This window comes from Guyparkeria sp., assembly GCF_046540515.1.
Lineage (GTDB): Bacteria > Pseudomonadota > Gammaproteobacteria > Halothiobacillales > Halothiobacillaceae > Guyparkeria.
Genome location: NZ_JBKHFB010000019.1, coordinates 11751 through 35697, shown reverse-complemented (window position 1 = coordinate 35697; position 23947 = coordinate 11751). Strand labels below are relative to the sequence as shown.

The 23947-nt window shown below is 65.1% G+C and carries 22 protein-coding genes; 10 read left to right on the top strand and 12 right to left on the bottom strand.

Annotation, left to right across the window (positions count from 1 at the left end):
• The 9 genes from ACLFRM_RS04145 to ACLFRM_RS04105 all read right to left on the bottom strand — a co-directional run.
• Window positions 1–2436 (bottom strand): heavy metal translocating P-type ATPase (locus tag ACLFRM_RS04145; RefSeq protein ID WP_410754454.1); only part of this gene is annotated, 2436 nt, incomplete at its 3' end.
• 49 nt (window positions 2437–2485) lie between these two features.
• Window positions 2486–3286 carry a FixH family protein gene (locus ACLFRM_RS04140; RefSeq protein ID WP_410754453.1) on the bottom strand — a complete coding sequence of 267 codons (801 nt, stop codon included), beginning with the start codon at window positions 3284–3286 and terminating at the stop codon, window positions 2486–2488.
• A 67-nt stretch (window positions 3287–3353) separates the two neighbouring features.
• On the bottom strand, window positions 3354–4778 hold the full coding sequence (ccoG, locus tag ACLFRM_RS04135; RefSeq protein ID WP_410754452.1) for a cytochrome c oxidase accessory protein CcoG: 1425 nt from the start codon (window positions 4776–4778) through the stop codon (window positions 3354–3356).
• A gap of 226 nt (window positions 4779–5004) precedes the next feature.
• The gene (gene ccoP / locus ACLFRM_RS04130; protein WP_410754450.1) at window positions 5005–5922 is read right to left on the bottom strand and encodes a cytochrome-c oxidase, cbb3-type subunit III; all 918 of its coding nucleotides are present in this window, start codon (window positions 5920–5922) and stop codon (window positions 5005–5007) included.
• Entirely contained in the window at window positions 5903–6100 is a 198-nt protein-coding gene (locus tag ACLFRM_RS04125; protein WP_125199590.1) for a cbb3-type cytochrome oxidase subunit 3, read from the bottom strand. The genes ccoP and ACLFRM_RS04125 overlap by 20 nt, the downstream gene beginning before the upstream one ends.
• 64 nt (window positions 6101–6164) lie before the next feature.
• Window positions 6165–6899 (bottom strand): cytochrome-c oxidase, cbb3-type subunit II, encoded by a 735-nt coding sequence (ccoO, locus tag ACLFRM_RS04120; protein ID WP_410754449.1) that lies wholly within the window; start codon window positions 6897–6899, stop codon window positions 6165–6167.
• A gap of 18 nt (window positions 6900–6917) precedes the next feature.
• A complete protein-coding gene (ccoN, locus tag ACLFRM_RS04115) occupies window positions 6918–8375 on the bottom strand; it encodes a cytochrome-c oxidase, cbb3-type subunit I (RefSeq protein WP_410754448.1) in 1458 nt (485 codons plus the stop codon).
• Window positions 8376–8645: 270 nt separating this feature from the next.
• Window positions 8646–9485, bottom strand: coding sequence for a malonyl-ACP O-methyltransferase BioC (gene bioC / locus ACLFRM_RS04110; RefSeq protein WP_410754447.1), 840 nt, complete (start codon window positions 9483–9485; stop codon window positions 8646–8648).
• 82 nt (window positions 9486–9567) lie between these two features.
• Complete coding sequence (locus tag ACLFRM_RS04105; protein WP_410754446.1) at window positions 9568–10290, bottom strand: hypothetical protein; 723 nt, start codon at window positions 10288–10290, stop codon at window positions 9568–9570.
• A gap of 101 nt (window positions 10291–10391) precedes the next feature.
• On the opposite strand from ACLFRM_RS04105, the gene plsY reads away from it, so the two are divergent.
• Window positions 10392–11021, top strand: a complete 630-nt coding sequence (gene plsY, locus ACLFRM_RS04100) for a glycerol-3-phosphate 1-O-acyltransferase PlsY (RefSeq protein ID WP_410754445.1) — start codon at window positions 10392–10394, stop codon at window positions 11019–11021.
• Here the strand turns inward: plsY and tsaD are convergent.
• Window positions 11011–12051, bottom strand: coding sequence for a tRNA (adenosine(37)-N6)-threonylcarbamoyltransferase complex transferase subunit TsaD (gene tsaD, locus ACLFRM_RS04095; protein WP_410754444.1), 1041 nt, complete (start codon window positions 12049–12051; stop codon window positions 11011–11013). The two genes, plsY and tsaD, sit on opposite strands and share 11 nt — an antisense overlap.
• A gap of 191 nt (window positions 12052–12242) precedes the next feature.
• Between tsaD and rpsU the strand changes: the two genes are divergently transcribed.
• The 4 genes from rpsU (at window position 12243) to hemE (ending at window position 15506) form a co-directional block, all read left to right on the top strand.
• Window positions 12243–12458 carry a 30S ribosomal protein S21 gene (gene rpsU, locus ACLFRM_RS04090; RefSeq protein WP_125199564.1) on the top strand — a complete coding sequence of 72 codons (216 nt, stop codon included), beginning with the start codon at window positions 12243–12245 and terminating at the stop codon, window positions 12456–12458.
• Window positions 12459–12483: 25 nt separating this feature from the next.
• Window positions 12484–12933, top strand: a complete 450-nt coding sequence (locus tag ACLFRM_RS04085) for a GatB/YqeY domain-containing protein (RefSeq protein WP_410754443.1) — start codon at window positions 12484–12486, stop codon at window positions 12931–12933.
• A 93-nt stretch (window positions 12934–13026) separates the two neighbouring features.
• Window positions 13027–14436 carry an FAD-dependent oxidoreductase gene (locus ACLFRM_RS04080; RefSeq protein ID WP_410754442.1) on the top strand — a complete coding sequence of 470 codons (1410 nt, stop codon included), beginning with the start codon at window positions 13027–13029 and terminating at the stop codon, window positions 14434–14436.
• Window positions 14437–14441: 5 nt separating this feature from the next.
• Window positions 14442–15506 (top strand): uroporphyrinogen decarboxylase, encoded by a 1065-nt coding sequence (gene hemE / locus ACLFRM_RS04075; RefSeq protein ID WP_410754441.1) that lies wholly within the window; start codon window positions 14442–14444, stop codon window positions 15504–15506.
• 123 nt (window positions 15507–15629) lie between these two features.
• Here hemE and ACLFRM_RS04070 read toward each other — a convergent pair whose 3' ends face one another.
• Together ACLFRM_RS04070 and ACLFRM_RS04065 are read right to left on the bottom strand one after the other, a co-directional pair.
• Window positions 15630–16235: a hypothetical protein gene (locus ACLFRM_RS04070; RefSeq protein WP_410754440.1), complete on the bottom strand. Its 606-nt coding sequence runs from the start codon at window positions 16233–16235 to the stop codon at window positions 15630–15632.
• Between the two features lie 76 nt (window positions 16236–16311).
• Window positions 16312–18687 (bottom strand): penicillin-binding protein 1A, encoded by a 2376-nt coding sequence (locus tag ACLFRM_RS04065; protein WP_410754439.1) that lies wholly within the window; start codon window positions 18685–18687, stop codon window positions 16312–16314.
• 149 nt (window positions 18688–18836) lie between these two features.
• Between ACLFRM_RS04065 and pilM the strand changes: the two genes are divergently transcribed.
• From pilM to pilQ, 5 genes are all read left to right on the top strand, one after another.
• Window positions 18837–19931: a type IV pilus assembly protein PilM gene (pilM, locus tag ACLFRM_RS04060; RefSeq protein ID WP_410754438.1), complete on the top strand. Its 1095-nt coding sequence runs from the start codon at window positions 18837–18839 to the stop codon at window positions 19929–19931.
• Window positions 19931–20521 (top strand): PilN domain-containing protein, encoded by a 591-nt coding sequence (locus ACLFRM_RS04055; protein ID WP_410754437.1) that lies wholly within the window; start codon window positions 19931–19933, stop codon window positions 20519–20521. The genes pilM and ACLFRM_RS04055 overlap by 1 nt, the downstream gene beginning before the upstream one ends.
• A gap of 3 nt (window positions 20522–20524) precedes the next feature.
• Complete coding sequence (locus ACLFRM_RS04050; RefSeq protein ID WP_410754436.1) at window positions 20525–21145, top strand: type 4a pilus biogenesis protein PilO; 621 nt, start codon at window positions 20525–20527, stop codon at window positions 21143–21145.
• Complete coding sequence (locus ACLFRM_RS04045) at window positions 21142–21705, top strand: pilus assembly protein PilP (RefSeq protein WP_410754435.1); 564 nt, start codon at window positions 21142–21144, stop codon at window positions 21703–21705. Before ACLFRM_RS04050 ends, ACLFRM_RS04045 begins: the two co-directional genes overlap by 4 nt.
• 120 nt (window positions 21706–21825) lie before the next feature.
• Complete coding sequence (gene pilQ, locus ACLFRM_RS04040; RefSeq protein WP_410754455.1) at window positions 21826–23925, top strand: type IV pilus secretin PilQ; 2100 nt, start codon at window positions 21826–21828, stop codon at window positions 23923–23925.
• The last annotated feature ends 22 nt before the right edge of the window (window positions 23926–23947 follow it).

Genomic DNA, 23947 nt, shown 5'->3' with positions numbered 1-23947 from the left:
GGCGTTGCCGATCACGGCGATCGAACTGAGCGACATGCCGACCGCCGCCAGCCAGGGCTGCACGAAACCCAGTGCCGCGATCGGGATGGCGATGGCGTTGTACCAGACCGACCAGGTCAGGTTCTGGTGGATCACGCCCATGGTCCGCCGGGCATAGCCCACCGCGAAGGCCGTCTCGGCCACCCGATCGTTGAGCAGCACCATGTCGGCGCTGTGCTTGGCGACAGCCGTGCCGCCGCCCATCGCCATCGAGACGTCCGCGCAGGCGAGCACCGGCGCGTCGTTGACCCCGTCGCCCACCATCAGCACCCGGCCACCCTCGGCCTGCAGCGCGGCGACGCGCTCCATCTTGTCTTCCGGCAGCAGACCGCCCTCGGCGTGATCCACGCCCAGGTGCCGACCGATCATGGCCGCCCGGTCGGGCTGATCGCCGGACAGCAGCCACACCGAGACCCCCTGCCCCTTGAGTCGCTCGACCACCTCGACGGCGTCGTCGCGCAACCGGTCGGTCAGCACGGCCCGGCCCACCAGGATCGATCCGCGCGCCACCCAGACCACCAGCTCGTCGACCGCCGTCTCGCGTTCCGGCAGGGCGATGCCGAGATCCTCCATCAGGCGCGCGTTGCCGACGGCATATCGCTCGCCGTCCACGCGCCCGGTCACCCCCCGACCGCTCGCGCTCTCGACGCCGGTGACCGCCGGCACCTCGCCGCCCGCGCGATCGCTCCCCCAGGCGGCCAGGGCGCGGCCGACGGGGTGGTCGGCGTACTGCTCGAGCGCGGCGACGATCCCCGCCAGCCGCTCGACCCCACTGTCGGCCAACGGTTCGACGTCACGCACCATCAGCTCGCCGGTGGTCAGCGTGCCGGTCTTGTCGAACACGACGTGCGTCACCCGGGCAAGACCTTCGAGTGCCCGTCCGCGCGTGACCAGCAGGCCCGATCGGGTCAGCCGGCCCACCGCGACGGCAATGGCGGCCGGGGTGGCCAGCGACAGCGAGCAGGGACAGGTGATGGCGAGGATCGCCACGGCGATCCAGAAGGCGCGAGATGGGTCGATGACCAGCCAGGCCGCCGTCACCAGCGCGGTGGTGACCAACAAGCCGATGACGAACTTGCGGGCGAAGCGATCGGCCGTCTCGGCAATCCGCGGTTTCTGCGACTGGGCGCGGTCGATCAGGCGGACGATCGAGGAGACCATGGTGTCCTGACCGACCTTGTCGACCTCGACCACCAGCGGGCTCTCGGTATTGACGGTACCGGCGGAGACGCGATCACCGACACGCTTGAGCTCGGGCAGGCTCTCGCCGGTGAGCATCGAGGCATTGATGCCGCTCTCCCCCTCGATCACCACGCCGTCGGCCGGCACCGGCCCACCAGGACGCACCAGGATGCGATCGCCGGGTGCCAGGTCGAAGGCCGGGATCACGGCCACCGAGCCGTCGGCCTCGAAGCGGTTGGCCACCTGCGGCACCAGCTTGTTCAATGCCTCGGCCAGCTCGCCGGCCTTGTGTCTTGCCCCCTGCTCGAGAAAGCGCCCGGCCAGCAGCAGGAAGATGAACATGGTGACCGAGTCGAAGTAGACCTCGCCACTGTGGGTGAGCACGGCGTACACGCTGCCGCTGTAGGCCAGCACGATGCTGATCGAGACCGGCAGATCCATGCTCACCCGTCGCTGCTTCAGGTCCCGCCAGGCCGGCCGGAAGAAGGCCTGGCCGGAATAGAGCACGATCGGGGTCGACAGGATCAGGCTGACCCACCAGAAGAAGTACCGCAGGTCCTCGGAGAGATCCAGGAAGTCGCCGAAGTACAGCGACATCGAGATCATCATCACCTGCAGGTAGACCAGCCCGGCGACCGCCAGGCGGCGCATCATGTCGTGGCGTTCGCGGCGGTAGACGCGGTCCTGGCGATCAGGGTCGTAGGGGTAGGCGCGATAGCCGATCGCCGCGATCGCCCGCAGGATCTCGGAGAGCTGCACCCGGGTGTTGTCCCAGACCACCTGGGCGCGGTGGGTGGTGAAGTTCACCGAGAAGGATTCCACCCCGGGCAACTGACGCACGTGGCGCTCGGACAGCCAGATGCAGGCGGCGCAGACGATGCCCTCGAGGATCAGCGAGGCCTCGCGACGGTCGCCCTCGCGATTGGCGACGAACGACTTCTGCATCTCGGGCCGGTCGTAGATCGCCAGTTCCTCGAGTACCCGCTCGAGATCGTCGTCGGGACGCGGCGAGGCCTCGGTGCGGTGGCGGTAGTAGTCCTCCATGTCGGCCTCGACTATCGCCTGGGCGACCGCCTGGCAACCAGGACAGCACATGTCGCGCTCCTCGCCGAGCACGCGCGTGCGGTAGTCGGCACCCGCCGGGACGGGCAGACCGCAATGGAAACAGGCCGCGGCGCCTCCCGGCGCCGCGGCCTCTGGACGGGCCTCGTTCATCGAATCGGCCGACATCGTGTGAAACGGCGCATCACGCAGTCATCGACGATCAGTCTTCCGCCACGTCGGTCATGCCACGCAGCTGGTGGCGGTCCTCCCCGCGGCGAATCTCGATAATGACCTCCCAGCGCCCGGGGCGGGTCGGTGTCGCCGTGGCCTCGTAGACACCCGGCTCGACCTCGCTCATGCCCTTGACGAAGTCCAGTCCCTGGCTCGACGGCCGCAGGAAGTGCGTCTCGACCGAGGCCCCGGTAACCGCTTCGCCGTCACGGTCGAGCACCTGGACGCGAAACGGCGTCGACTGATCCACCACAGGCTCGCCGACCCAGCCGCGACGGACCTGCCAACCGCGATCGGATTGTTCCTCGCGGGCCGCGTCATAGGCCTCGAAGGCACGCACCTTCTCCTGGTAGTCGTGGGCGACCGTCCCCGGGAAGTAGGAGGTGGCCACCGGACCGCCCTGCGGCTCGGGCAGGATCTGGCGGGCCACGTTCTCGCTCAGGCCGGTGGTCGCGACGGTCAGGAAGATCGAATCGAGCAGGATGATCACCGCGAAGAAGGCGATGATCGTCGCCGGCCCGCTGTGGAATCCCATCTTGTGAGACTCGGCCTCTTTTGGCGGCGAGATCAGCCCGAGAATGAACGCTGTCATCACCAGGATCGCCACCACCATGGCGACGACGTCCAGGCCCGGCCAGTTGACAATGGCGTACGGGGCATAAGCCGCCAGCGCCAGCACCCCCAGGATGAAGGCGATCTGGCGCCCGGCGGTGGGAAAACGCCAGCGCAACAGGAAGAACAGGATCGGTATGAGGGTCATGCCGATCGCGGCAGGCAACAGTACGGCCATGGTCAGGAATCCGGTTGGGTATTGGCCTTACCGACACACCGGGTCGGCGAGGCAGCGGCGGTGACGGTCAACGGAAAACGAAGCTCGCGCCGTGTTCGAGCGGCTCGATGCGGCCGTTTTCCTCGGTCAGCGTGAATTGTATCTCGCGGCGCTCTGACTGTGCATCCCGCGGGGCGCGAACATGCACCAGATACTTGCGCGATCCATCGGCCGGGACCTCGAGCGAATCGAAGTCGCCCACGATGCTGAGATGCGCGTCCTCCAGCCCGTCAATGGCAAGCTGGAATTCGAGCGGCTCCTGCAGCTTGTTGTTGATCTTGACGTTGTAGTTGTTCTGTATGTCACCGCTGGAAAGTGTGGTGAACAGCGGCTGGCGCACCTGCTCGACGGAAACATCCGCCGGTGCCCGACCAAAGATACCGTAGAGCAGTAGTGCGGTGGCCGCGAGGGTGGCGACACCGTACCCGACGGTGCGGAACTTAAACAGATTCGGTTTCTCGCCGGTCTCGATCTCCTGCTCGGATGCATATCGAATCAGCCCGGTCGGCCATCCTCGCTTGCTCATGATCTGGTCGCAGGCATCGATGCACAGTCCACAGGAAATGCATTCGAGCTGCAATCCGTCCCGGATATCGATACCCGTGGGGCAGACCTGCACGCAAAGCTTGCAGTCGATGCAATCGCCCACGCCTTGTGCATGCCGCTCGTCGAGCGTCATCAATCCCTGCTTGAGAGGCGCACGGCCAGCCTCGCCCTCGCCACGCGGCGCGTCGTATGAGACCAACAGGGTCTCCTTGTCGAACATGACGCTCTGAAAACGGGCGTAAGGGCACATATAGATGCACACCTGCTCGCGCGCGAACCCGGCCGCAATCAGGGTCGTAGCCGTGAGGATGCCGGTGGTGATATACGCCGCGCTGGCCGCGTCGAGGGTGAAGAAGTCGATGAACAGCTGCGGGGCATCCGCCCAGTACGACGTGAACGTGAACCCCGTCCAGAAAGCGATCAGGGTCCAGATGCCGATCGTCAGCCCCTTCTTCGCGACCTTCTCGCCGTTCCAGGGCTGCTTCTCGAGACGCATCCGCTTGTTGCGGTCGCCCTGCACCAGCGCCTCGACCTTCATGAACACATCCGTCCACAGGGTCTGGAAGCAGAAGTAGCCACAGAAGGCGCGCCCCACCAGCCCGGTGACGAAGAACAGCAGCCACGCCGCGAGAATCAGGAAACCGGCCAGCAGGAACATGTCCTGCGGGTGGATCACGAGGTCGAACAGGTAGTAACGACGCGACGGGATGTCGAACATCACTGCCTGATCCGGCCCTATACCGCGCTCCCAACGCACCCAGGGGAGGAGGAAGAACACACCATAGGCCAGCAGCAACACAATGTCCTTGAAGCGGCGAAACCGGCCGTGGATCGCCTTGGGATGGATCGGCTCGCGCGCTTGGTAAAGCGGGTCCGCCGGATAACTCGGATCGTCGTGCTGGGCCATCTATCGGTCTCCGAATAAGTGCATCGGGAATATCTTATATCCCATAGGGTTTTTCGCTAAACCCAAGCGGCGTACCGGGACATGGCCGGCATGCCCCGAGAGAACATCTGGCATCAATCGTCACCCTTGGACACCTCCGGCATTTGCCAAAAAAAACACCGACCAAACGGTCGGTGTCTTCCGTGACCCGCGCGGCGCAAAGCCGCATGCGAAGGGGCGACCGCTATCAGTTGCCGCCCATCTGGCGCACGTAGATGGCCAGCATACGGGCCTGGGTCTCGGTCAGGCGATCGCCGAAGGCCGGCATTTCGCGCTTGATGCCGTTGTTGACCACGTGCTTGATTTCGTCGACCTTGCAGGCGGTGTCGTCGCCACAACCCGGCACATCGGCAACGTCCCAGATGGCGTCGGTCAGGTTCGGCGCACCCATCGATTGATTGCCCTTGCCCTCGGCGCCGTGGCAACCCGCGCAGCTGGAAAAGGCCTCCTTGCCGCGGCTTGCCGCTTCGCCGCTGATCTCTGCCTCACCCGACAGGCTCAGGACGTAGGTCGCCAAATCGTCGATCTTGTCCTCGGCGACGTTCTGGGCCGGCATGTTGCCCTTGATGCCGTTGTTGATCTTGTCGACGATGGTCTCGTAGGAGTTACCGTACAGCCAGTCGTTGTCGGCCAGGTTCGGGAACAGACCGACCTTGCCCTGACCACCGGCGCCGTGACAGGCGGCACAGTAGTCACCGAAGGTGTAATTACCCATCGACATGGCGAACTGCAAGGTGTCCGGGTCCTGCTCGATCTCCTCGAAGCTCATGTCCTTGACCTTGTCGGTCCATTCATCCTGGGCCATTGCCGATGGACTCGACTGCATGTCACGCGTGAACAGGGCACGGGTGTTCCAGTGCTCGCTCACCGTCTTCTCTTCACCGTCTTCCTCGACGGTGTACTCGACCGTGTTGATGCCCTTGGTGTAGGTGTCGCCGTACGGCCACGCCGGGTAGAGGATCCAGTAGACCACCGAGAAGACGATGGTGACGTAGAAGGCCCACAGCCACCAGCGCGGCAGGGGGTTGTTGTATTCGCGCAGATCGCCGTCCCAGACGTGCCCGGTGGTCTCGACCTGCCCCTGCTTATTTTCCGTTTGACTCATCTTTCTTCACCTGTTGTTTCTTTTCATGCGTCGGGTCGAGCTCGTCGTCGTCCATGAAGGGGATGTCCTTGTACGACTCGAGGCGCTGCTTGCGCTTCTTGCCCGTATAGACATACAGAATGATGCCGACGAACGTACTGAAGAACAGGATCAGCGCCAGCGGCTTGCTGTTCTCCATGTCGCCCAACCACGCAAAAATATCGCCAATCAAGAGATCACCTCGACGGTGGCGGTTTCAAGTATCAACGGAACTGGTTGAAGTGGCCGTCTTCGTACTTCGAGAAGTCGACCATCGTGCCCAGCATCTGCAGGTAGGCCACGAGGGCGTCCATTTCGGTGATGCGGTCCGGATCGCCGTCCCAGTTCTCCGCGGCAGCCTGACTTTCCAGCACCTCGGTCGCGTTGCCGACGTGGAGCTTTTCGGCCATCTCCGCGCCGAACTGCTCGACATTGGCGTCGTACTCTTCCTGACTCTGCGAGTACGGCACGCCGACGCGCTTGAGCGCCACCATGCGCTTCTCGATCTGGCTGTAGTCGAGTTCGTTCTCCAGCAGCCACGGGTAGCCCGGCATGATGGACTCGGGCACCAGCGACTTCGGATCGACCAGGTGCTGGGTCTGCCATTCGTTGGAGTACTTGCCTCCGACACGGGCCAGGTCAGGACCGGTGCGCTTCGAGCCCCACTGGAACGGGTGGTCGTACTGGGACTCTGCCGCCAGCGAGTAGTGACCGTAGCGCAACTGCTCGTCACGGAAGGGACGGATCATCTGCGAGTGGCAGGTGTAACAACCCTCGCGGACGTAGATGTCCCGTCCCCGCAGCTCCAGGGGGGTGTAGGGACGGACACCGTCCACTTCCTCGACCGTCTCCTCGATGTGGAACAACGGGACGATCTCGACCAGCCCCCCGATACTGATGACCATCAGCGTGAGGATGATCAGCAGGCCGGAGTTGATTTCAATGCTTTCGTGTTTCATTCACCTAACCTCAATCCTTTAGCGTGCGGCGGCAGCAACGGCGTCACGGCCTTCATCGGATGCCAACTGACGGGCGCCCGAGATCGTCATGTACACGTTGTACGACATCAGCAGCATGCCCGACAGGAAGAACATCCCACCAATGGCACGCACCACATACGGGATGTGCAGGAACGAGACGGTCTCGATGAAGGTATACGCGAGGTTGCCGTACTGGTCGAAGGCACGCAGCATCAGACCCTGGCCAATGCCGGCGACCCACATCGAGACGATGTAGAGCACGACACCGATGGTGGCCAGCCAGAAGTGGACGAACACCAGCTTGGTGGAGTACAGCGTCGTGCCCCAGAGGCGCGGAATGAGGTGATAGAACGAGCCGACGGTGATCATCGCGACCCAGCCCAACGCGCCGGAATGCACATGGCCGACGGTCCAGTCGGTGTAGTGCGACAGGGCGTTGACGGACTTCAGCGACATCATCGGACCTTCGAAGGTCGACATGCCGTAGAAGGCCAGCGCGGTGATCAGGAACAGCATGATCGGGTCCGTGCGCAGCTTCTCCCAGGCACCCGAGAGGGTCATGATGCCGTTGATCATGCCACCCCATGACGGCAGGAGCAGCAGGATGGAGAAGGTGGCGGCCAGGGTGGAGACCCAGTCCGGAAGTGCGGTCCAGTGCAGATGGTGTGCACCGACCCACATGTACAGGAACGACAGTGCCCAGAAGTGGACGATCGACAGGCGGTAGGAATAGATCGGGCGACCGGCCTGCTTGGGCACGAAGTAGTACATCATGCCGAGGAAGGCGGCGGTCAGGAAGAAGCCGACCGCGTTGTGGCCGTACCACCACTGGGTCATCGCATCCTGCACACCGGCGAACAGGGCGTAGGATTCGAAACTGTTCCAGGCGACCGGCACCTGCAGGTTGTTGAAGATGTGCAGCAGCGCGGTGGCCAGGATGAAGGCCATGAAGAACCAGTTCGCCACGTAGATGTGCGGCTGGCTGCGCTTGACCAGGGTCAAGGCGTACACGGCGAAGTAGAGCACCCAGGTCACGGCGATCAGCAGGTCGACCGGCCAGACGAACTCGGCGTACTCGCGACCCTGCGTGTAGCCGGCCATGTAAAGGACGATGCCGAACAGGATCGAAAGCTGCCAGCCCCAGAAGGTCAGCTCGGGCAACAGCTTGCCACCCCAGAGTCGCGCCTGGCAGGTGCGCTGCACGATGTAATAGGACGTCGCGAACAGCGCGCTACCACCAAAGCCGAAGATCACCAGCGTCGTGTGCACGGGGCGCAGACGACCGAAAGTGATCTCGGCAATGTTGAAGTTCAAAAACGGCCATGCCAGTTCACTGGCAATATAGACACCGGCAAGCATCCCCAACACGCCCCAAATCATGGCCATGATGGCGAACTTCTTGACGATGCCGTAGTTGTACTGCTCGGTTGCGACCGAAGCTGTTGTGGTGGACATCGTGACCCCTCCAGACTCTTAGGTTCATCCCGGCCAGATCGGCCAGACCTTTTTTTCGACGGGCAATGATAATCCAATCCACCCCGGACAAAAACCTATGAATTTACTTCACTAACGTGGACCTGGCACCGAAGGAAGGCCCACTTTCAATCAGTTAGCACCACAGCCAAACCGGTCAATAAAACTCGCATATGCGCGATTGTTAATCCTTATGACGGTTCGGCCAACGTTATCACTCCCGACCGTCGGCCCTACGGATGCCGATATCACTCATTGCCCGCACTCCACACCCTGCATGAGCGGAGACACACCGGTCCCCCATGCCAGACCGTAGACAATCTCGTAGGTCAGCGGAATCTCTCCATCGACGGCCTGCCCGGCGAGTGCTTCGCGGAAACGCCGCCACGCCCTCGGCCCCGTCATGCCGGCGGCTCGTCCGCGCTGGGCATTGCCCACACCCACTCCCCGCAGATCGGCCAGCAGGGAATCGACCGTCGGGTAGGTCACGGTCACCACCTCCCGGTCCATCACCGGGTCGGCCAGCATGGCGCCGACCAGCGCGTCGCCCAGGTCGTGCATATCGAGGAACTGGTGCACATGGGGGGTGGGGTCGACTTCCGCCCAGGCGCGGCGGATTTCCTGGAGACTGTCCGGGCCGAGGGTCGTGAAGGCGAACGGCGCCCCCGAGGCACAGACCCGCGCCACCTCACCGAACAGGACATCGGGACGGTCGCTCCACTGCACGGCAAAGTTGGAGAGCACCACGTCCATGCTGCCGCCCGCAAACGGCAGCGCGTGCATGTCCGCCGCCACGGCGTCACGACGCGGCGACCACCATCGCCGCCGCGGAAGGCGCCGCAGCATGTTCTCGGCGAGATCCAGCCCGACCACGTCGGCCGCGGGGTAACGCTCGCGCATGGCGCGCACCATCTGCCCGGTACCCGAACCGAGATCGAGGATCCGCTTCGGCTCGAGCTTGAGCCAACCGAACCGCTCGTCGAGGCGACGACCCACCTCCCGCTGTACCGCGGCGTGACGATCGTAGTCGGGCGCGGCCCGGTTGAAACGCTCTCGGACGCGGCGCAGGTCGAAGGAAGGCAAGGCAGGCATGGCAGGTACAGGAACTCGCGATCGGTTAAGTGAGGACGTTGACGGGAGGGATACGAAACCCCGTCTGCAGGATCAAGCAGGCTTAGCGCCCGGCCCGCGACGCGATGTCCGCTGCCAGCGGGACGGCATGCTCGATCCACGCGGCGTGCCCGCCCCGCTCGAACCGGCACACACGCACCCGATCGGGCAGATCGATCCGCCCCGGCCAGTCGACCGGCACCAGCGGGTCGTCCGGTGCGAGCCAGAGGTCCACGGGCACATCGATATCGGCAAGCGCCTCGCGCAGGTCGAGTCGGGCCAGCCAGTCAAGCCCCGCGACCGACGTGCTAGCCGGGGTTGGCTCCGGGTCGAGCGGCAGGCCGAACCGCCGCCGGAAAGCCATCGCGGCACGCCATGGCGAGCGTTCGGCCGCGCGCCGCAACCCCTGCCAATCGGCGTACGCGACGCCTGGCCAGCCGATCGGGGTGTCCCGCTCATCCCGGGCGAGAAAACAGGGTGTGGTCTGGAGCAGCACCAGGCGCGACGGGCGAATCACCCCTCGCCGCACGGCCTCCAGCAGTAACGAGCCGCCAAGCGACCAACCCACCCAGACCGCAGGCGACCGGGTCGGTGGATGCAGATCTCCCGTCCCGGGCTGGAGCCAGTCGGTGGCAAATCTCGACCAGTCCAGGGCCAGCACCTCCCGGCCCGACAGGTGACGCGCCAGTGGCACGAAGACGCGGGCCGGAAACGACCAGCCGGCGACAAGCCCAATGGACGGGCCGGGCATAAAGGTCGGCGCGACCATCACACGCCCCGCGCCCATCCCGGCAACGAGCGACGGGTCGCCGTCACGGTCGCCCCGGTTTGCGGGCGAGCATGCGGGCCGTGATAATGACGAGCCCATTCACACCCCGGATTTCGCAATTGACTGCCCTCGACTGGCCCCTGCTGCTCATTATCGCCGTCGCCGCCTACCTGGTCGGCTCGTTGTCCACCGGCGTGATCACCGCGCGCCTGCTGGGGCTGCCGGACCCGCGCTCGGCCGGTTCGGGCAATCCGGGCGCCACCAATGTGCTGCGCCTAGGCGGCAAAAAGGCGGCCATTGTCACGTTAGTGGGCGATCTCCTCAAGGGGCTGATTCCCGTGGCCGTCGCCGCGGCGACAGTGGACGGTGCCTCGCAGCAGGCGGCCATGGGCGCGGCCGGCCTGTTCGCATTTCTCGGGCACCTGTTCCCGGTCTTTTTCGGCTTCAAGGGCGGCAAGGGCGTGGCGACAGCCGCCGGCGCGATCCTGGCCATGGCGCCAATGATCGGGCTGATCGCCATCGTCGGCTGGCTCAGCACTGCCTGGGCGACGCGCTACTCCTCGCTGTCCGCCCTGTTCGCCGCGGTGGTGGCCGCCACGCTGGCAACCCTCATCGCCCCGCCCTTCATCGCCCTGGCGATCTCGCTGATGGCGCTGCTGCTGATCCTGCGTCACCACGGCAACATCCGGCGGCTGGTCCGCGGCGAGGAGCCCCGGATCGGCGAGAAACCCGAATCGATCAAGGAGTGACCGTGGCCTCGGGCACCGAATGCCCCGGAACCCGGAGCTCGGCCAGCGGCCAGCGCGCCCGAACGCGAAAGCCGGGTGCGGGGTCACGCTCGCCGGCCATCAGCCGCCGGTAGCCGGCCAGGGCGATCATGGCGGCGTTGTCGGTGCAGAGCTCGATCGCCGGAAAATGCACCGCGCCGCCGCGCTCGGCCATCATCCGATCGAGCCGATGGCGCAGCGGCCGGTTGGCAGCCACCCCGCCGGCCACCACCAGCCGCTTCAGGCCGGTCTGTTCCAGCGCCCGCTTGAGCTTGATCTCGAGGGTGTCGATCACCGTCCGCTCGAACGAGGCGGCCACATCGGCATGTGCCGAGCCGGCCGCAATGGCGTTGGCCACGGCGGTCTTCAGCCCGCTGAAGCTCAGGTCGAGTCCGGGCCGGTTGACCATCGGCCGGGTGAAGGCCACCGCCGATGGGTCACCCTGCTCGGCCAGCCGCGACAGGGCCGCGCCGCCGGGATAGCCGAGCCCCATCAGCTTGGCCGACTTGTCGAATGCCTCGCCGATGGCATCGTCGATGCTCTCGCCCAGGAGACGGTAGTCGCCCACCTCGCGCACCTCGATCAGCTGGCTGTGCCCACCGGACACCAGCAGCGCCAAGAACGGGAACCCCGGCGGGTCGTCCCCGAGGAGCGGGGCCAGGATATGCCCCTCGAGGTGATTGACGCCGAGCGCGGGCAGGCCACGGCCGGCCGCCAGACCCTTGGCGAATGCCGCACCGGTCATCAAGGCGCCCGCCAGACCGGGCCCGGCGGTGTAGGCGACCGCGTCGATGCCGCCGTAGCCGAGGCCGGCATCGGTCAAGGTCGCGCGGGTCAGGCTGGGCAGGCGACGCATGTGGTCGCGCGCGGCGAGTTCCGGCACCACCCCGCCGTAATCGGCGTGCACGTCGGTCTGTGAATGGACACGATGGGCCAGCAACCGCCCGCAGGCGCCATCGTAGATCGCAACGGCAGTCTCGTCACAGGAACTCTCGATCGCCAGTACGCGCACGCGCGGGACTCCTTCAATTCGTTTGGGATCTGGTGCTTGGCCGGGCTTGCGTCACCCCAAGGGCGCGACTCTGCCGGCATTTGCCCCTTGCACACCTCGGGCAACGCTTTATACTACAACACCTTTTAATTGGGCCGCTTGGGTCCGAAGCCAAACATTTCAGTTTCAAATCAACGAGGTGGAACGCATTCATGCCTTCTGTACGTGTTCGGGAAAATGAGCCTTTCGAGGTAGCAGTTCGTCGTTTCAAGCGCTCCTGCGAGAAAGCCGGCATCATCAGCGAGATGCGCGAGCGCGAGTACTACGAGAAGCCGACGGCCGCCCGCAAGCGCAAGGCCGCTGCTGCCGTGAAGCGCAACCAGAAGCGCCTCTCGAAGGAACAAGCGCGTCGCGTCCGCCTGTACTGATCCAGATTGTGACGGCGACCACCGCATGAGCACGATCAAGGCGCGCCTGACGGCCGACATGAAGTCGGCCATGAAAGGCGGCGAGAAATCGCGCCTGACCACGATCCGCATGCTGATCGCCGCGATCAAGCAGCGGGAAATCGACGAGCGCCGCGAGGTCTCGGAGGACGAGGCCATGGCCATCCTGACCAAGCAGGCCAAGCAGCGCCGCGAGTCGATCGCCCAGTACGCATCCGCCGGCCGAGACGACCTGAAGGCCGTCGAGGAAGCGGAACTGGCGATCATCGAGACCTACCTACCTCAGCCGCTGTCCCCCGAGGAAATCGAGGCCGCGGTGGCCGAGATCATCGCCGCCGAGCAGGCCACCGACCTGAGTCACATGGGGGCCGTGATGAAGACGGCCCGCGAACGCCTGGCCGGACGGGCCGACATGGCCGCCGTCAGCCAGGCCGTTCGCACCCGCCTCTCGGCCTGAGCCACGGGGATCGCCCCGGGCCGCGGTCCGCCCTGCCGGACCTCCCTACCCGGGCACCGCGTTGATCCGAACCATCAATTCGAGAAACGAGCCATGGGCGAGACTTTCCAGTTCCTGAACGTGCCGCGACGCGACCCGGAGACCACTCCCGCCGAGGAACGCGTCCAACAGTTCAACGAGATCTACGGGCAATTCACGCCGGATCACGCGGCCGAACAGTCCGATCGCTGCCTGGAGTGCGGCAATCCGTACTGCGAGTGGAAGTGTCCGGTCCACAACTACATCCCCAACTGGCTCAAGCTGATCGCCGAAGGCAATCTGCTCGAGGCCGCGGAGATGGCCCACAAGACCAACTCCCTGCCGGAAGTCTGCGGTCGCGTCTGCCCGCAGGACCGCCTCTGCGAGGGGGCCTGCACGCTCAATGACGGCTTCGGCGCGGTCACCATCGGCTCGGTGGAGAAGTACATTGCCGACGAGGCCTTCAAGATGGGCTGGCGTCCGGACATGTCCGACGTGGTGCCCACGGGCAAGCGCGTCGCCGTGATCGGCGCCGGGCCGGCGGGGCTTGGCTGTGCCGACATTCTCGCTCGCCACGGCGTGCAGGCGGTGGTCTTCGATCGCCACCCGCAGATCGGCGGCCTGATCACCTTCGGCATCCCCTCGTTCAAGCTCGAAAAGCACGTGATGCAGACCCGCCGCGAGATCTTCGAGGGCATGGGCATCGAGTTCCGGCTGAACACCGAGGTCGGCCGCGATGTGGCCATCGACGACCTTCTCGAGGAATTCGACGCGGTGTTCATGGGCATGGGCGCCTACAACGCCATGCAAGGCGGCTTCCCGGGCGAGGACCTGGAGGGTGTACACCCCTCGCTGCCGTTCCTGATCGGCAACACCAATCACCTGCTCGACATGGGCGGCGACTATCCGTACATCGACGTCAAGGACAAGCGCGTGGTGGTCCTGGGTGGCGGCGACACCGCCATGGACTGCACCCGCACGTCCCTGCGCCAGGGTGCGGCCAAGGTGACCGCGGTCTACCGTCGCGACGAGGACAACATGCCGGGCTCACGCCGCGAGGTGAAGAACGCCCGCGAGGAAGGCGCCCACTTCCTGTTCAACCTGCAGCCGGTCGAGATCCTCGGCGAAGGTGGCCAGGTCACCGGCGTGAAGTTCGTCGAGACCCGACTGGGCGAGCCCGACGAGCGCGGGCGTCGGCGGCCGGTGGCCGTCGAAGGCTCCGAACAGGTGGTCGAGGCCGATGCCGTGCTGATCGCCTTCGGCTTCCGCCCTTCCCCGGCCGACTGGTTCGAAGGCAAGCAGATCGAGCTGGACGCCAGCGGCCGCGTCGTGGTCCACAAGGACCAGAGCAAGCCGGCGTTCCAGACCAGCAATCCGAAGATCTTCGCCGGCGGCGACATGGTGCGTGGCGCGGACCTCGTGGTCACGGCCGTCTACGAGGGGCGCAACGCGGCCTTCGGCATTCTCGACTACCTGGACGTATAAGCTTCATGACCGCCGAACTGCAGAACGATCGTCTGCTGCGCGCACTCGCGCGCCAGCCCGTGGACCGCACCCCGATCTGGATCATGCGCCAGGCGGGTCGCTACCTGCCGGAATACCGGGCCACGCGTGAGCGTGCCGGCAGCTTCATGGACCTGTGCCGCTCGGCGGATCTGGCCTGCGAGGTCACCCTCCAGCCGCTGGAACGCTACGACCTGGATGCGGCGATCCTGTTCTCCGACATCCTCACCATCCCCGATGCCATGGGGCTGGGGCTGAAGTTCGTCGCCGGCGAAGGCCCGGTGTTCGAGCGGCCGGTGCGCTCGGCGACCGATATCGCCCGCCTGCCCAAGCCGGACATGGGAACGGATCTCGGCTACGTGATGAACGCCGTCTCCACCATCCGCAAGGCCCTGGACGGCCGCGTGCCGCTGATCGGCTTCACCGGAAGCCCCTGGACACTGGCGACCTACATGGTCGAGGGCGGCGGGACCAAGGACTTCGCCAAGGTCAAGGGGCTGGTCTACAGCGATCCGAAGGCGGCCCACGACCTGCTCGCGCGGCTCGCCGACGCCGTGACCGACTACCTCAACGCCCAGATCGAGGCCGGCGCCCAGGCGCTGATGGTTTTCGACACCTGGGGCGGCGTACTCGCCCCGCACGATTACCGCGACTTCTCGCTGCAGTACATGCAGCGGATCGTCGATGGACTGAATCGTGAGCGTCCCGATGGAAGTTACGTGCCGGTGACGCTGTTCACCAAGGGCGGCGGGCAGTGGGCGCACTGGCTTGCCGACACCGGCGCCGACGGCATCGGGCTGGACTGGACCGTGACTCTCGACACCATCCGCCACCGCGTCGGTGATCGTGTCGCCCTGCAGGGCAACCTCGATCCGAGCGTGCTCTACGCCCCGGACGATGTGATCGAGCGCGAGGTCGCCCGCATCCTCGAGGAGTTCGGCCCCCACCCCGGACACGTCTTCAACCTCGGCCACGGCATCCACCAGCACGTGAACCCGGACAAGGTGAAGGTGCTGGTCGACGCCGTGCACCGACTCAGTGCCCGCGACTGAGCAGACTTCTGCCCGGATCGACACAAAACCCCGGCAAGGCCGGGGTTTTGTGCATTTGCGGGGGGTGTCGAGACTGGACACTCCTGGCTGGAACCGCGCCAACGGGTCAACCTGCGGGGAACGTCAGACGTCAGGGCCACCATCCTCTTCCTGCAACAGGGCCTCCACCTGTTGCCGTGAGGCGCGACGCAGCTTGCCGCCGCCCGGGGCCAGCGGCACCTCGCGCAACCCCTCTTCCGGGAACACCTCCAGAACGACGTGATCATCGCCCGCTCCGAAGGCGAAAACCGAGACACGCTCGCTTCGCCCGTCCCGGTACTGATAGCTGGTCTCGGACTCCTCGAACGGAATATCGTGAGCGAGCAGCCGCTCGATCACCTGCTCCGGGGTGGCGGCGAACAGCTGCAGGACGATGGGCGAATAGGTATCGGCGGTGCCGGTCAGCACATCGCCCACCAGCCGGGGCCGGAACTCGGCGAAGAAGGTCATCGCCTCCACGGTGGCACGCCGCAGTGCGGCGAGCCGCTCCTGCTGCTCTGGATGAAAGGTGGCCTGATACTGGCTCAGTTCGATCTCGAGCCGATCGAGATCAGCGGCACGGAACCGTGGATCGAGGGATTCACCCAGTTCCGCGGCGGCGGCGCGCAGCGAATCGCCACGTTCCCGTCCCGGCGCCTCCGCCGCATGACGCGCCGCGCGACGCAGCAATTCCAGTGATGCAGGGCCCATACGATCTCGCTCTCCCCGGTGCTGGCCCGGCGCGCCCCATGGCGCCCCGGTGGCCGATGTGGATGGCAGATGCGCGTCAGAACAGGTTCTCGATCACCTCGCGCGAGGTCCCCGAGGCGGCCGCGGCGCCCTCTTCCGGCAGGCTCGCCTGCGGGTTGGTCGAATCGAAGTACTCGCGGATCGCCCCTGGATGGCCCTCGGGCACGCGCTTGCCGGTCTCGGGGTCGATCCACGCGGTCACGATACCCGCCGGCGGCTCTTCGGGCTCGCCCGCCGGAGGCAGCATGTCGGCCATGAAATCGATCCACATGGGAAGCGCGGCCTTGCCGCCGGTCTCGTGCCGACCCAGTTCGCTGTTGTCGGCGAACCCGACCCAGGCGGTCGCGACCCAGCCCGGGCCGAACCCCGAGAACCAGGCGTCCCGCTGATCGTTGGTCGTGCCGGTCTTGCCGCCGATATCCTCGCGCTGCAGGGCGCGCCGGGCGCGTACCGCCGTGCCCTCGCGCACCACGCTCCTGAGCCCGGAGCGCATCAGGAAGGCATTCTGTGCCGTGATCACCCTCGGCGCGAGACTAGGGTCGGCCGTATCGGCGGGGCAGTTGTCACATAGGCTGACCGCCGGGTGCGAGTAGATGACGCCGTCGTCGGGGTTGTCCACCTCGGTGACCAGGAACGGGCTGACACGATGACCACCATTGGCGAACACGGCGAAGCCGGCCGCCTGGTCCAGCGGCGTCAGGTTGTAGCTACCCAGCGCCATCGACAGGGTCGGCTTCCACTCGTCCACCGGCAGCCCGAAACGCCCGGCGTAGTCGAGCACCGCCGGGGTGCCGACGGCCTGCGCCAGGCGGATGGACACCAGGTTGACCGAACGCGCCAGCGCCTCGCGCATGCGCCGCATGCCGCCGAAGCTGCGACCGTAATTGCTCGGGCGCCAGTCGATCCCCTGACGAACGCCATCCTCCACCACGACCGGCGAGTCGTTGATCATGCTCGCCCAGGTGAAACCCTGCTCCAGGGCAGCGGAGTAGAGGAATGGCTTGAAACCCGATCCCGGCTGTCGCTCGGCACGGATGGCGTTGTTGAACTCGCCGTCATGGAAGAAGTCGAAACCGCCCACCATTGCACGGATGGCGCCGCTCGACGGGTCCAGCGCGGCAAAGGCACCAGTCACCTCCGGAATCTGCGCGAGCCGATAACGGACCCCCTCCTCGGACTCGACCGGCTCGACACGGATCAGTTCGCCGCGCTCGAGCACCGCGTCGACCGACGTCGGCTTGGGCCCGCAACGATCGATATCGCGGTATTCGCAGGCCCAGCTCATCGCATCGAGGTCCAGGCGGACCTCGCCGGCATCTCGGACCAGTACCCGTGCCTCCGAGGCATCGGCGTCCAACACCACCGCCGGGAGCAGCCCGCCAACCCGGCTGGTCTCGGCGAGCTGCCTTTCCAACGCCTCACCATCCTCGATCCACTCGCTCCAGTCGGCCTCGGGACCGCGGTAGCCATGGCGCCGATCGTAGTCGATCAAGGCACGGCGCAGCGCGCGTGTTGCCGAGCGCTGGGCCGCGGGGTCGATGCTCGTCCGGACGGTGATGCCCATGCCATAGGCCTCGGGGCCGTACTTCTCGACCAGATCCCGTCGAGCCATCTCGGCGGCGTAGGGGGCGCGCGTGACCACCTTGGCCGAGGTGTGCAGGCGGCCGGGCAATGATTCGTCGATCGATCGTTCGAAGGTGGCCTGGTCGATCATCTCCAGCTTGAGCATGCGCCCCAGCACGTAGGCACGACGTGCGAGCGCACGCTCGGGATTGGTCACGGGATTGGTGGACGACGGCGCCTTCGGCAGGGCGGCGAGCATGGCGGCCTCTGCGACCGTAAGCTCCGGCAGATCCTTGTCGAAATACACCTGGGCCGCCGCCTTCACCCCATAGGCTCGATGCCCCATGAAGATCTTGTTCAGGTAAAGCGCGAGGATGTCCTCCTTGCTGAAGGCGCGATCGATCTTGATGGCAAGCAGGACCTCGTAGAGCTTGCGCGTGTAGGTCTTCTCACGCCCCAGATAGAAGTTGCGCGCCACCTGCATGGTGATGGTCGAACCACCCTGGGTCTTCTCGCCGGTGCGCACCAGCTCGATGGCCGCGCGGGCCAGCCCGAGGAAGTCCACCCCGACGTGTTCGAAAAAGCGATCGTCCTCGGCGGCGACGAAGGCGTCCACTACCTCCGGTGGAATCTCGTCGAAGGACACCGGGAAGCGACGCTGATCGCCGAACTCCGCCATCAGGCCACCTTCCCGGTCGTGAATCCGCATCGGCATCTGGTAGCGGACCTCGCCCAGTTCATCGACACTAGGCAACTGGGTGTTGTAAACGTGATACAGGACACCCGCGCCGGCCAGGGCCAGAATCAGGCCCAAACCAGCCAGATAGAAAAGAATCTTGATAAGCTTCATTCGAATAGAGAGAAAATGGTCCAGTGACCGTTGTTGCGAGCACGCCCCGGCGCCGTTGTCGACAAACCCGACGGTTATGCCATAGGATGACTCTCTGGGAGACAAGGTGCGTGTGTGCGAAACCTTAACGCACGCTCAAAAGGAAGGGAATGACCGTGCCACTATTCAGCGCTAAACCCGCTCGCCTCGGGGTCGACATCAGCTCGACCGCCGTCAAGCTCATCCAACTCGAAAAACGGCGCGGTGGTTACCGCACCACGGCGTTCGCCATCGAACCTCTGCCGCAGGGTGCGGTACAAGGCAAGTCGATCACCGACACGGAAGCCGTCGCCGACGCGCTCACCCGCGCCGTTCGTCGCGCTCGACTCAAGGGTCGCCACCTGTGCATGGCGGTACCGACTTCCTCGGCGGTCAGCCGGGTGTTGCATATCGACAACCCCGGCGACGAATTCGAGCTCGAGGAACAGGTGCGGCTAGAGGCCGACCAGTACATCCCGTTCCCGATCGACGAGGTCAACTTCGACTTCGAGCCGGTGCAGACCGACATCCTCGGCAAGCAGACGAAGCGGCGAAGCGGCGAGTCGGAGGGGGTCGACGTCCTGATGGCCGCCACGCGCACGGACAACGTGGACAGCCGGGTGGCCGTGGCCGAGGCGGCAGGCATGACGGTCGACGTGGTCGACATCGAATCGTTCGCCCTGCAGAACGCGTTTACCGAGATACTCGCTCCGACACTCGCGCCCGAGGAACGTTCCCAACCGGTCGCGGTATTCGATCTGGGCGACACCACCACGACGCTGAGCATCTTCGTCGGAGACGACATCGTCTATACCCGCGAACACGAAGGCGGGGGCCAGCAGCTCACCAGCGAGATCGCCGCCCAGTACGGGTTGTCGCTCGAGGAAGCCGAGCAGCGCAAGCGTGACGACAGCCTCCCCGAGGATTATCCCCGCAAGGTGCTCCAGCCGTACCTCGATTCGCTCGCCATGAACATCGAGCGGTTCATCCAGTACTACTACTCGGAATCCAGCGGCAGCACCGTCAACCTGATCCTGCTCGGTGGCGGCGCGGCCAACACCGCGGGCGCCGTCGAGCGGATCAACAACGAGACCGGGGTTCCCACCCGGCTGGCGAATCCGTTCGCCGCACTCGCCAAGGGACCTGGCGTGTCAGCCGAGCAGATGGCTCGGCACGGCACCGCAATGCTGATCGCCTGCGGGCTTGCGTTAAGGAGCTTCGACTGATGAGACGGATCAACCTACTCCCCTGGCGTGAGGAACGTCGCCAGAAGCGGCAACGCGATTTCGTCATCCACCTCGTGCTGGTTGCCCTTGTCGCCGTCGCCGTCGCGTTCGGGGTCCACACCTTCATGCAATCGCAGATCGAGCATCAGCAAGCACGAAACGCCTACCTCGAGGACGTGATCAAGAAGCTCGATCGGCAGATCCAGACGATAAACGAGCTCAAGCAACGCAAGGCCGAACTCACCGCTCGCATGCAGGTGATCGAGAAGCTGCAGTCCAGCCGGCCGACCATCGTTCACCTGGTGGAAAACTTCATCACCACCCTGCCGGACGGCGTTCAACTGACCGACATCACGGTGACCAACGACGAGAAGATCAGCATCCAAGGCAAGGCCGATGCCCAGGCGCGGGTCGCGGCCTACCTGCGCCGGCTCAACAGTGCCGACTACATCGGCAACGCCAACCTGGTGGGCTCGGGCATCCTTGCAGAGGAGGGCGAAAATCAGGCCACCGACGCCGGCCAGTACGTGTTCTCGATCGAAGCGAAGGTCACCCCGCCCAAGGAAGACGATGCGGAGCAGGAGAACTAAGCCATGGACCTCAACGAACTGAGAAATCTCGACTTCCAGACCATCGGCCTGACCTCGCTCGGCACCCGGCTGGTCATCTTCGCCTTCATATTCGTGCTGATCGTCGGCGCGGTGATCTACTTCGACACCCTGCCGCAGAAGGAACTGCTCGAGCGCGAACAGCGCGAGGAGAAGTCCTTGCTGCAGACCGTCGACCAGAAGCAGCGACTGGCGGCCAATCTCGAAGCCTACGAGGAGCAGATCAAGGAAATGGAGAACCGCTTCGGCGAGCTGCTGCGCCAGTTGCCGAACAAGCGTGAGGCGGAAAACCTGATCGACAACGTGGCCCAGACCTCGCTCTCCAACGGCCTGAAGAACGAACAGATCCGACCGGGTAACGAGGTCAGGCACGACTTCTACGCCGAGATGACCTATCACCTGTCGCTGCGCGGCACCTACCGCGAGCTCACGCAGTTCATCAGCGACACGGCCAACCTGCCGCGGATCGTGACCCTGCACAATCCGGCGATGAAACCGCGGGATGGCAACGACACGGACGACGACGCCGAGCGTGAGCTGACGATGGGCATCCAGGCGAAGACCTACCGTTACCTCGAAAGCGGCGAGCAAGGAGGCGGCCAATGAACATGGACCACGCGCGCACCGGCCGCATCCGACCTGGCCTGACTCGGCTGGGACTGATCGGCTCCGGATTGATCCTGATCGGCGGGCTCAGCGGCTGCGCCCAGGACATGAACGATCTCAAGCAAGAGGTCGCCGAACTGGAAGCCCGTCCGGGCGGCAAGATCGAGCCGATCCCGGAAATGAAACCCCTGCCGAAATACGCCTACAGCGTACCGGCGGAGGCCCGCACCCCGTTCATGCCGCCCAAGGAAGACGACGTTGACGACGAGGACGGCCTCAAGCCGGACGTCGATCGCCCCAAGGAGCCGCTGGAACAGTTCCCCCTGGACGCACTCGCCATGCGCGGCATCATCAGTCGCCAGGGCGACACCTACGCCCTGATCCGCGACGGCAACGGGGTCATCCACGAGGTAATGCTCGGCGACCACATGGGCCGCAATTACGGTGAAGTGATGGAGATCGGCGAAACCAGCGTCACGCTGGAGGAAATCGTGCCCGACGGACGGGGCGGCTGGAGAAAACAGACAACGGTCGTCAAGTCTCAGGGCGGCCGGAGCTAAATGATGGGAAGCAGCGATATGGACAACCTCAAGAAACCTTCACGCCTGGGCACCGGACTGCGTCGAGGGCTAGGCCTCCCAGCCATCAGCATGGCAGCCGCACTGGCGCCAATCTTGGCCGTGGCCGGCGATCTCAACGAGATCACCTACGACCGAACCAGCGATGGCAAGGTACAAGTGCATTTCAACCTCTCCGAGCCACTGGCCGGTGAGCCGAACAGCTTCAAGATCGACAACCCTGCACGCGTCGCCATCGACCTGCCCGACGTCGACAACGAGACCGGCAGCCGCCAGACCGACATCGACCTGGGTGCCGTGAAGTCGGTAATGCTGGCAGAGGCCAATGGCAAGACCCGCGCGGTCTTCAACCTCGACCAGTCGGTGCCCTATTCGATCGACCAGGACGGCGACCGCCTGACCGTCTCGTTCAACGAGGCACGTGAGGCCACGACCACCGAGAGCGGCATGGCCGTGACCGACAAGGGCGATTCTGGCTCCGAGGCCACGGCCATGGATGCCGGCCAGCCGATCGACTTCCGCCGCGCCTCCAGCGGGGCCGGCCGCCTGCTGCTCGATGTGGGCAGCACCGAGGCGCCGATGGACATCAAGCGCCAGGGCAGCCAGATCGTCGTGCGCCTGCCGGATACCCGCATCGAGGAAGGCGGCTACAACGTCAACGACTTCGCCACTCCGATCGAACGCGTCGACGTGCGTCGCGAGGGCAACGGCAGCCGCGTCACCCTGAAGACCAAGGATGCCGGTGAACACCTCGCCTATCAGACCGGCGACCGCCTGGTGGTCGAGGTCCAGCCGATCCCCGAGGAAGAGCAGCGCACCTCGCTCGGCAAGAAGGAGTACACGGGTGAACGCCTGACCCTGAAGTTCCAGGACATCCAGGTCCGCCCGCTGCTGCAACTGATCGCGGACTTCACCGGCAACAACATCGTGGTCAGCGACAGCGTGCAGGGCTCGATCAGCCTGCGGCTGGAAAACGTGCCCTGGGACCAGGCTCTCGACCTGATCATGACCACCAAGGGTCTCTCCTCGCGCGAGAACGGCAATGTCATTTACGTCGCACCCACCGACGAGGTGGCGGCGCGCGACAAGGCCGAACTCGCCGCCCGTGACCAGGCTCAGCGACTGGCCCCGTTGATCACCGACATCGTCCAGATCAACTACGCCAAGGCCGACGACATCGCTTCTCTGGTGCGCCAGAGCTCCGGTCTCGGCAAGGATGACGGCGACAAGGAAAGCGATGGCAACTTCCTCAGTCGTCGCGGCTCGATCACCGTCGACTCGCGCACCAACAACCTGATCGTCACCGACACCGCCGAAGCGCTCGACCGCGTCCGTGGCCTGATCGATCAGATCGACCGCCCGGTCAAGCAGGTACTGGTCGAGACCCGTATCGTAATCGCCACCGACAACTTCTCGCGTGAACTGGGCGTGCGCTGGGGTGTACAGGGCGGCTTCGATCGCGGCGGGCAACGCGTCGGATTCGGCGGTGGTGCCTACGATGGCAGCGACGCGCCGAGCTTCCCCATAGAAACGGGTGACGGCACCCTGAACAACACATCGTTTGCCTCCCAGGACAGCTGGATGGTCAATACCCCCATCAGCGGCGATCCGACCGGATCGCTGGGCCTGGCCATCCTTGGCTCGAACGTCCTCTTGAACCTCGAACTGCAGGCCATGCAGAGCGAAGGCACCGGCAAGATCGTCTCCAACCCGAAGGTGATCACCACCAACGGCCACAAGGCGACCATCTCGCAGGGCGTCGAGATCCCCTATCAGTCCCAGACCGCCTCCGGGGGTGGCGCCATCTCGAACATCGAGTTCAAGGAGGCCCTGCTCAAGACCGAGGTCACCCCGCAGATCACGCCCAACGACAACGTGATCATGGACATCCTGGTGATGAAGGAAGAGCCGGACTACACCCGCGCGATCAACGGCGAGCCGCCGATCAACACCCGCGAGGTGCAGACCAAGGTGCAGGTGCAGAACGGCCAGACCGTGGTGCTCGGCGGCATCTACGAGTTCGAGAATGTCACCCAACTCGAGAAGGTACCGTTCTTCGGCGACCTGCCTGGCCTCGGCAACCTGTTCAAGAACCGGTTGCGAGACGATTCGCGCTTCGAGTTGTTGATCTTCGTCACACCGAAGATCGTCGATCGGGACAATCTCGCGAACCACAACCGGGGCGTAATGATCAACAACTGATCGGCCCGCCGACCCCGACCCA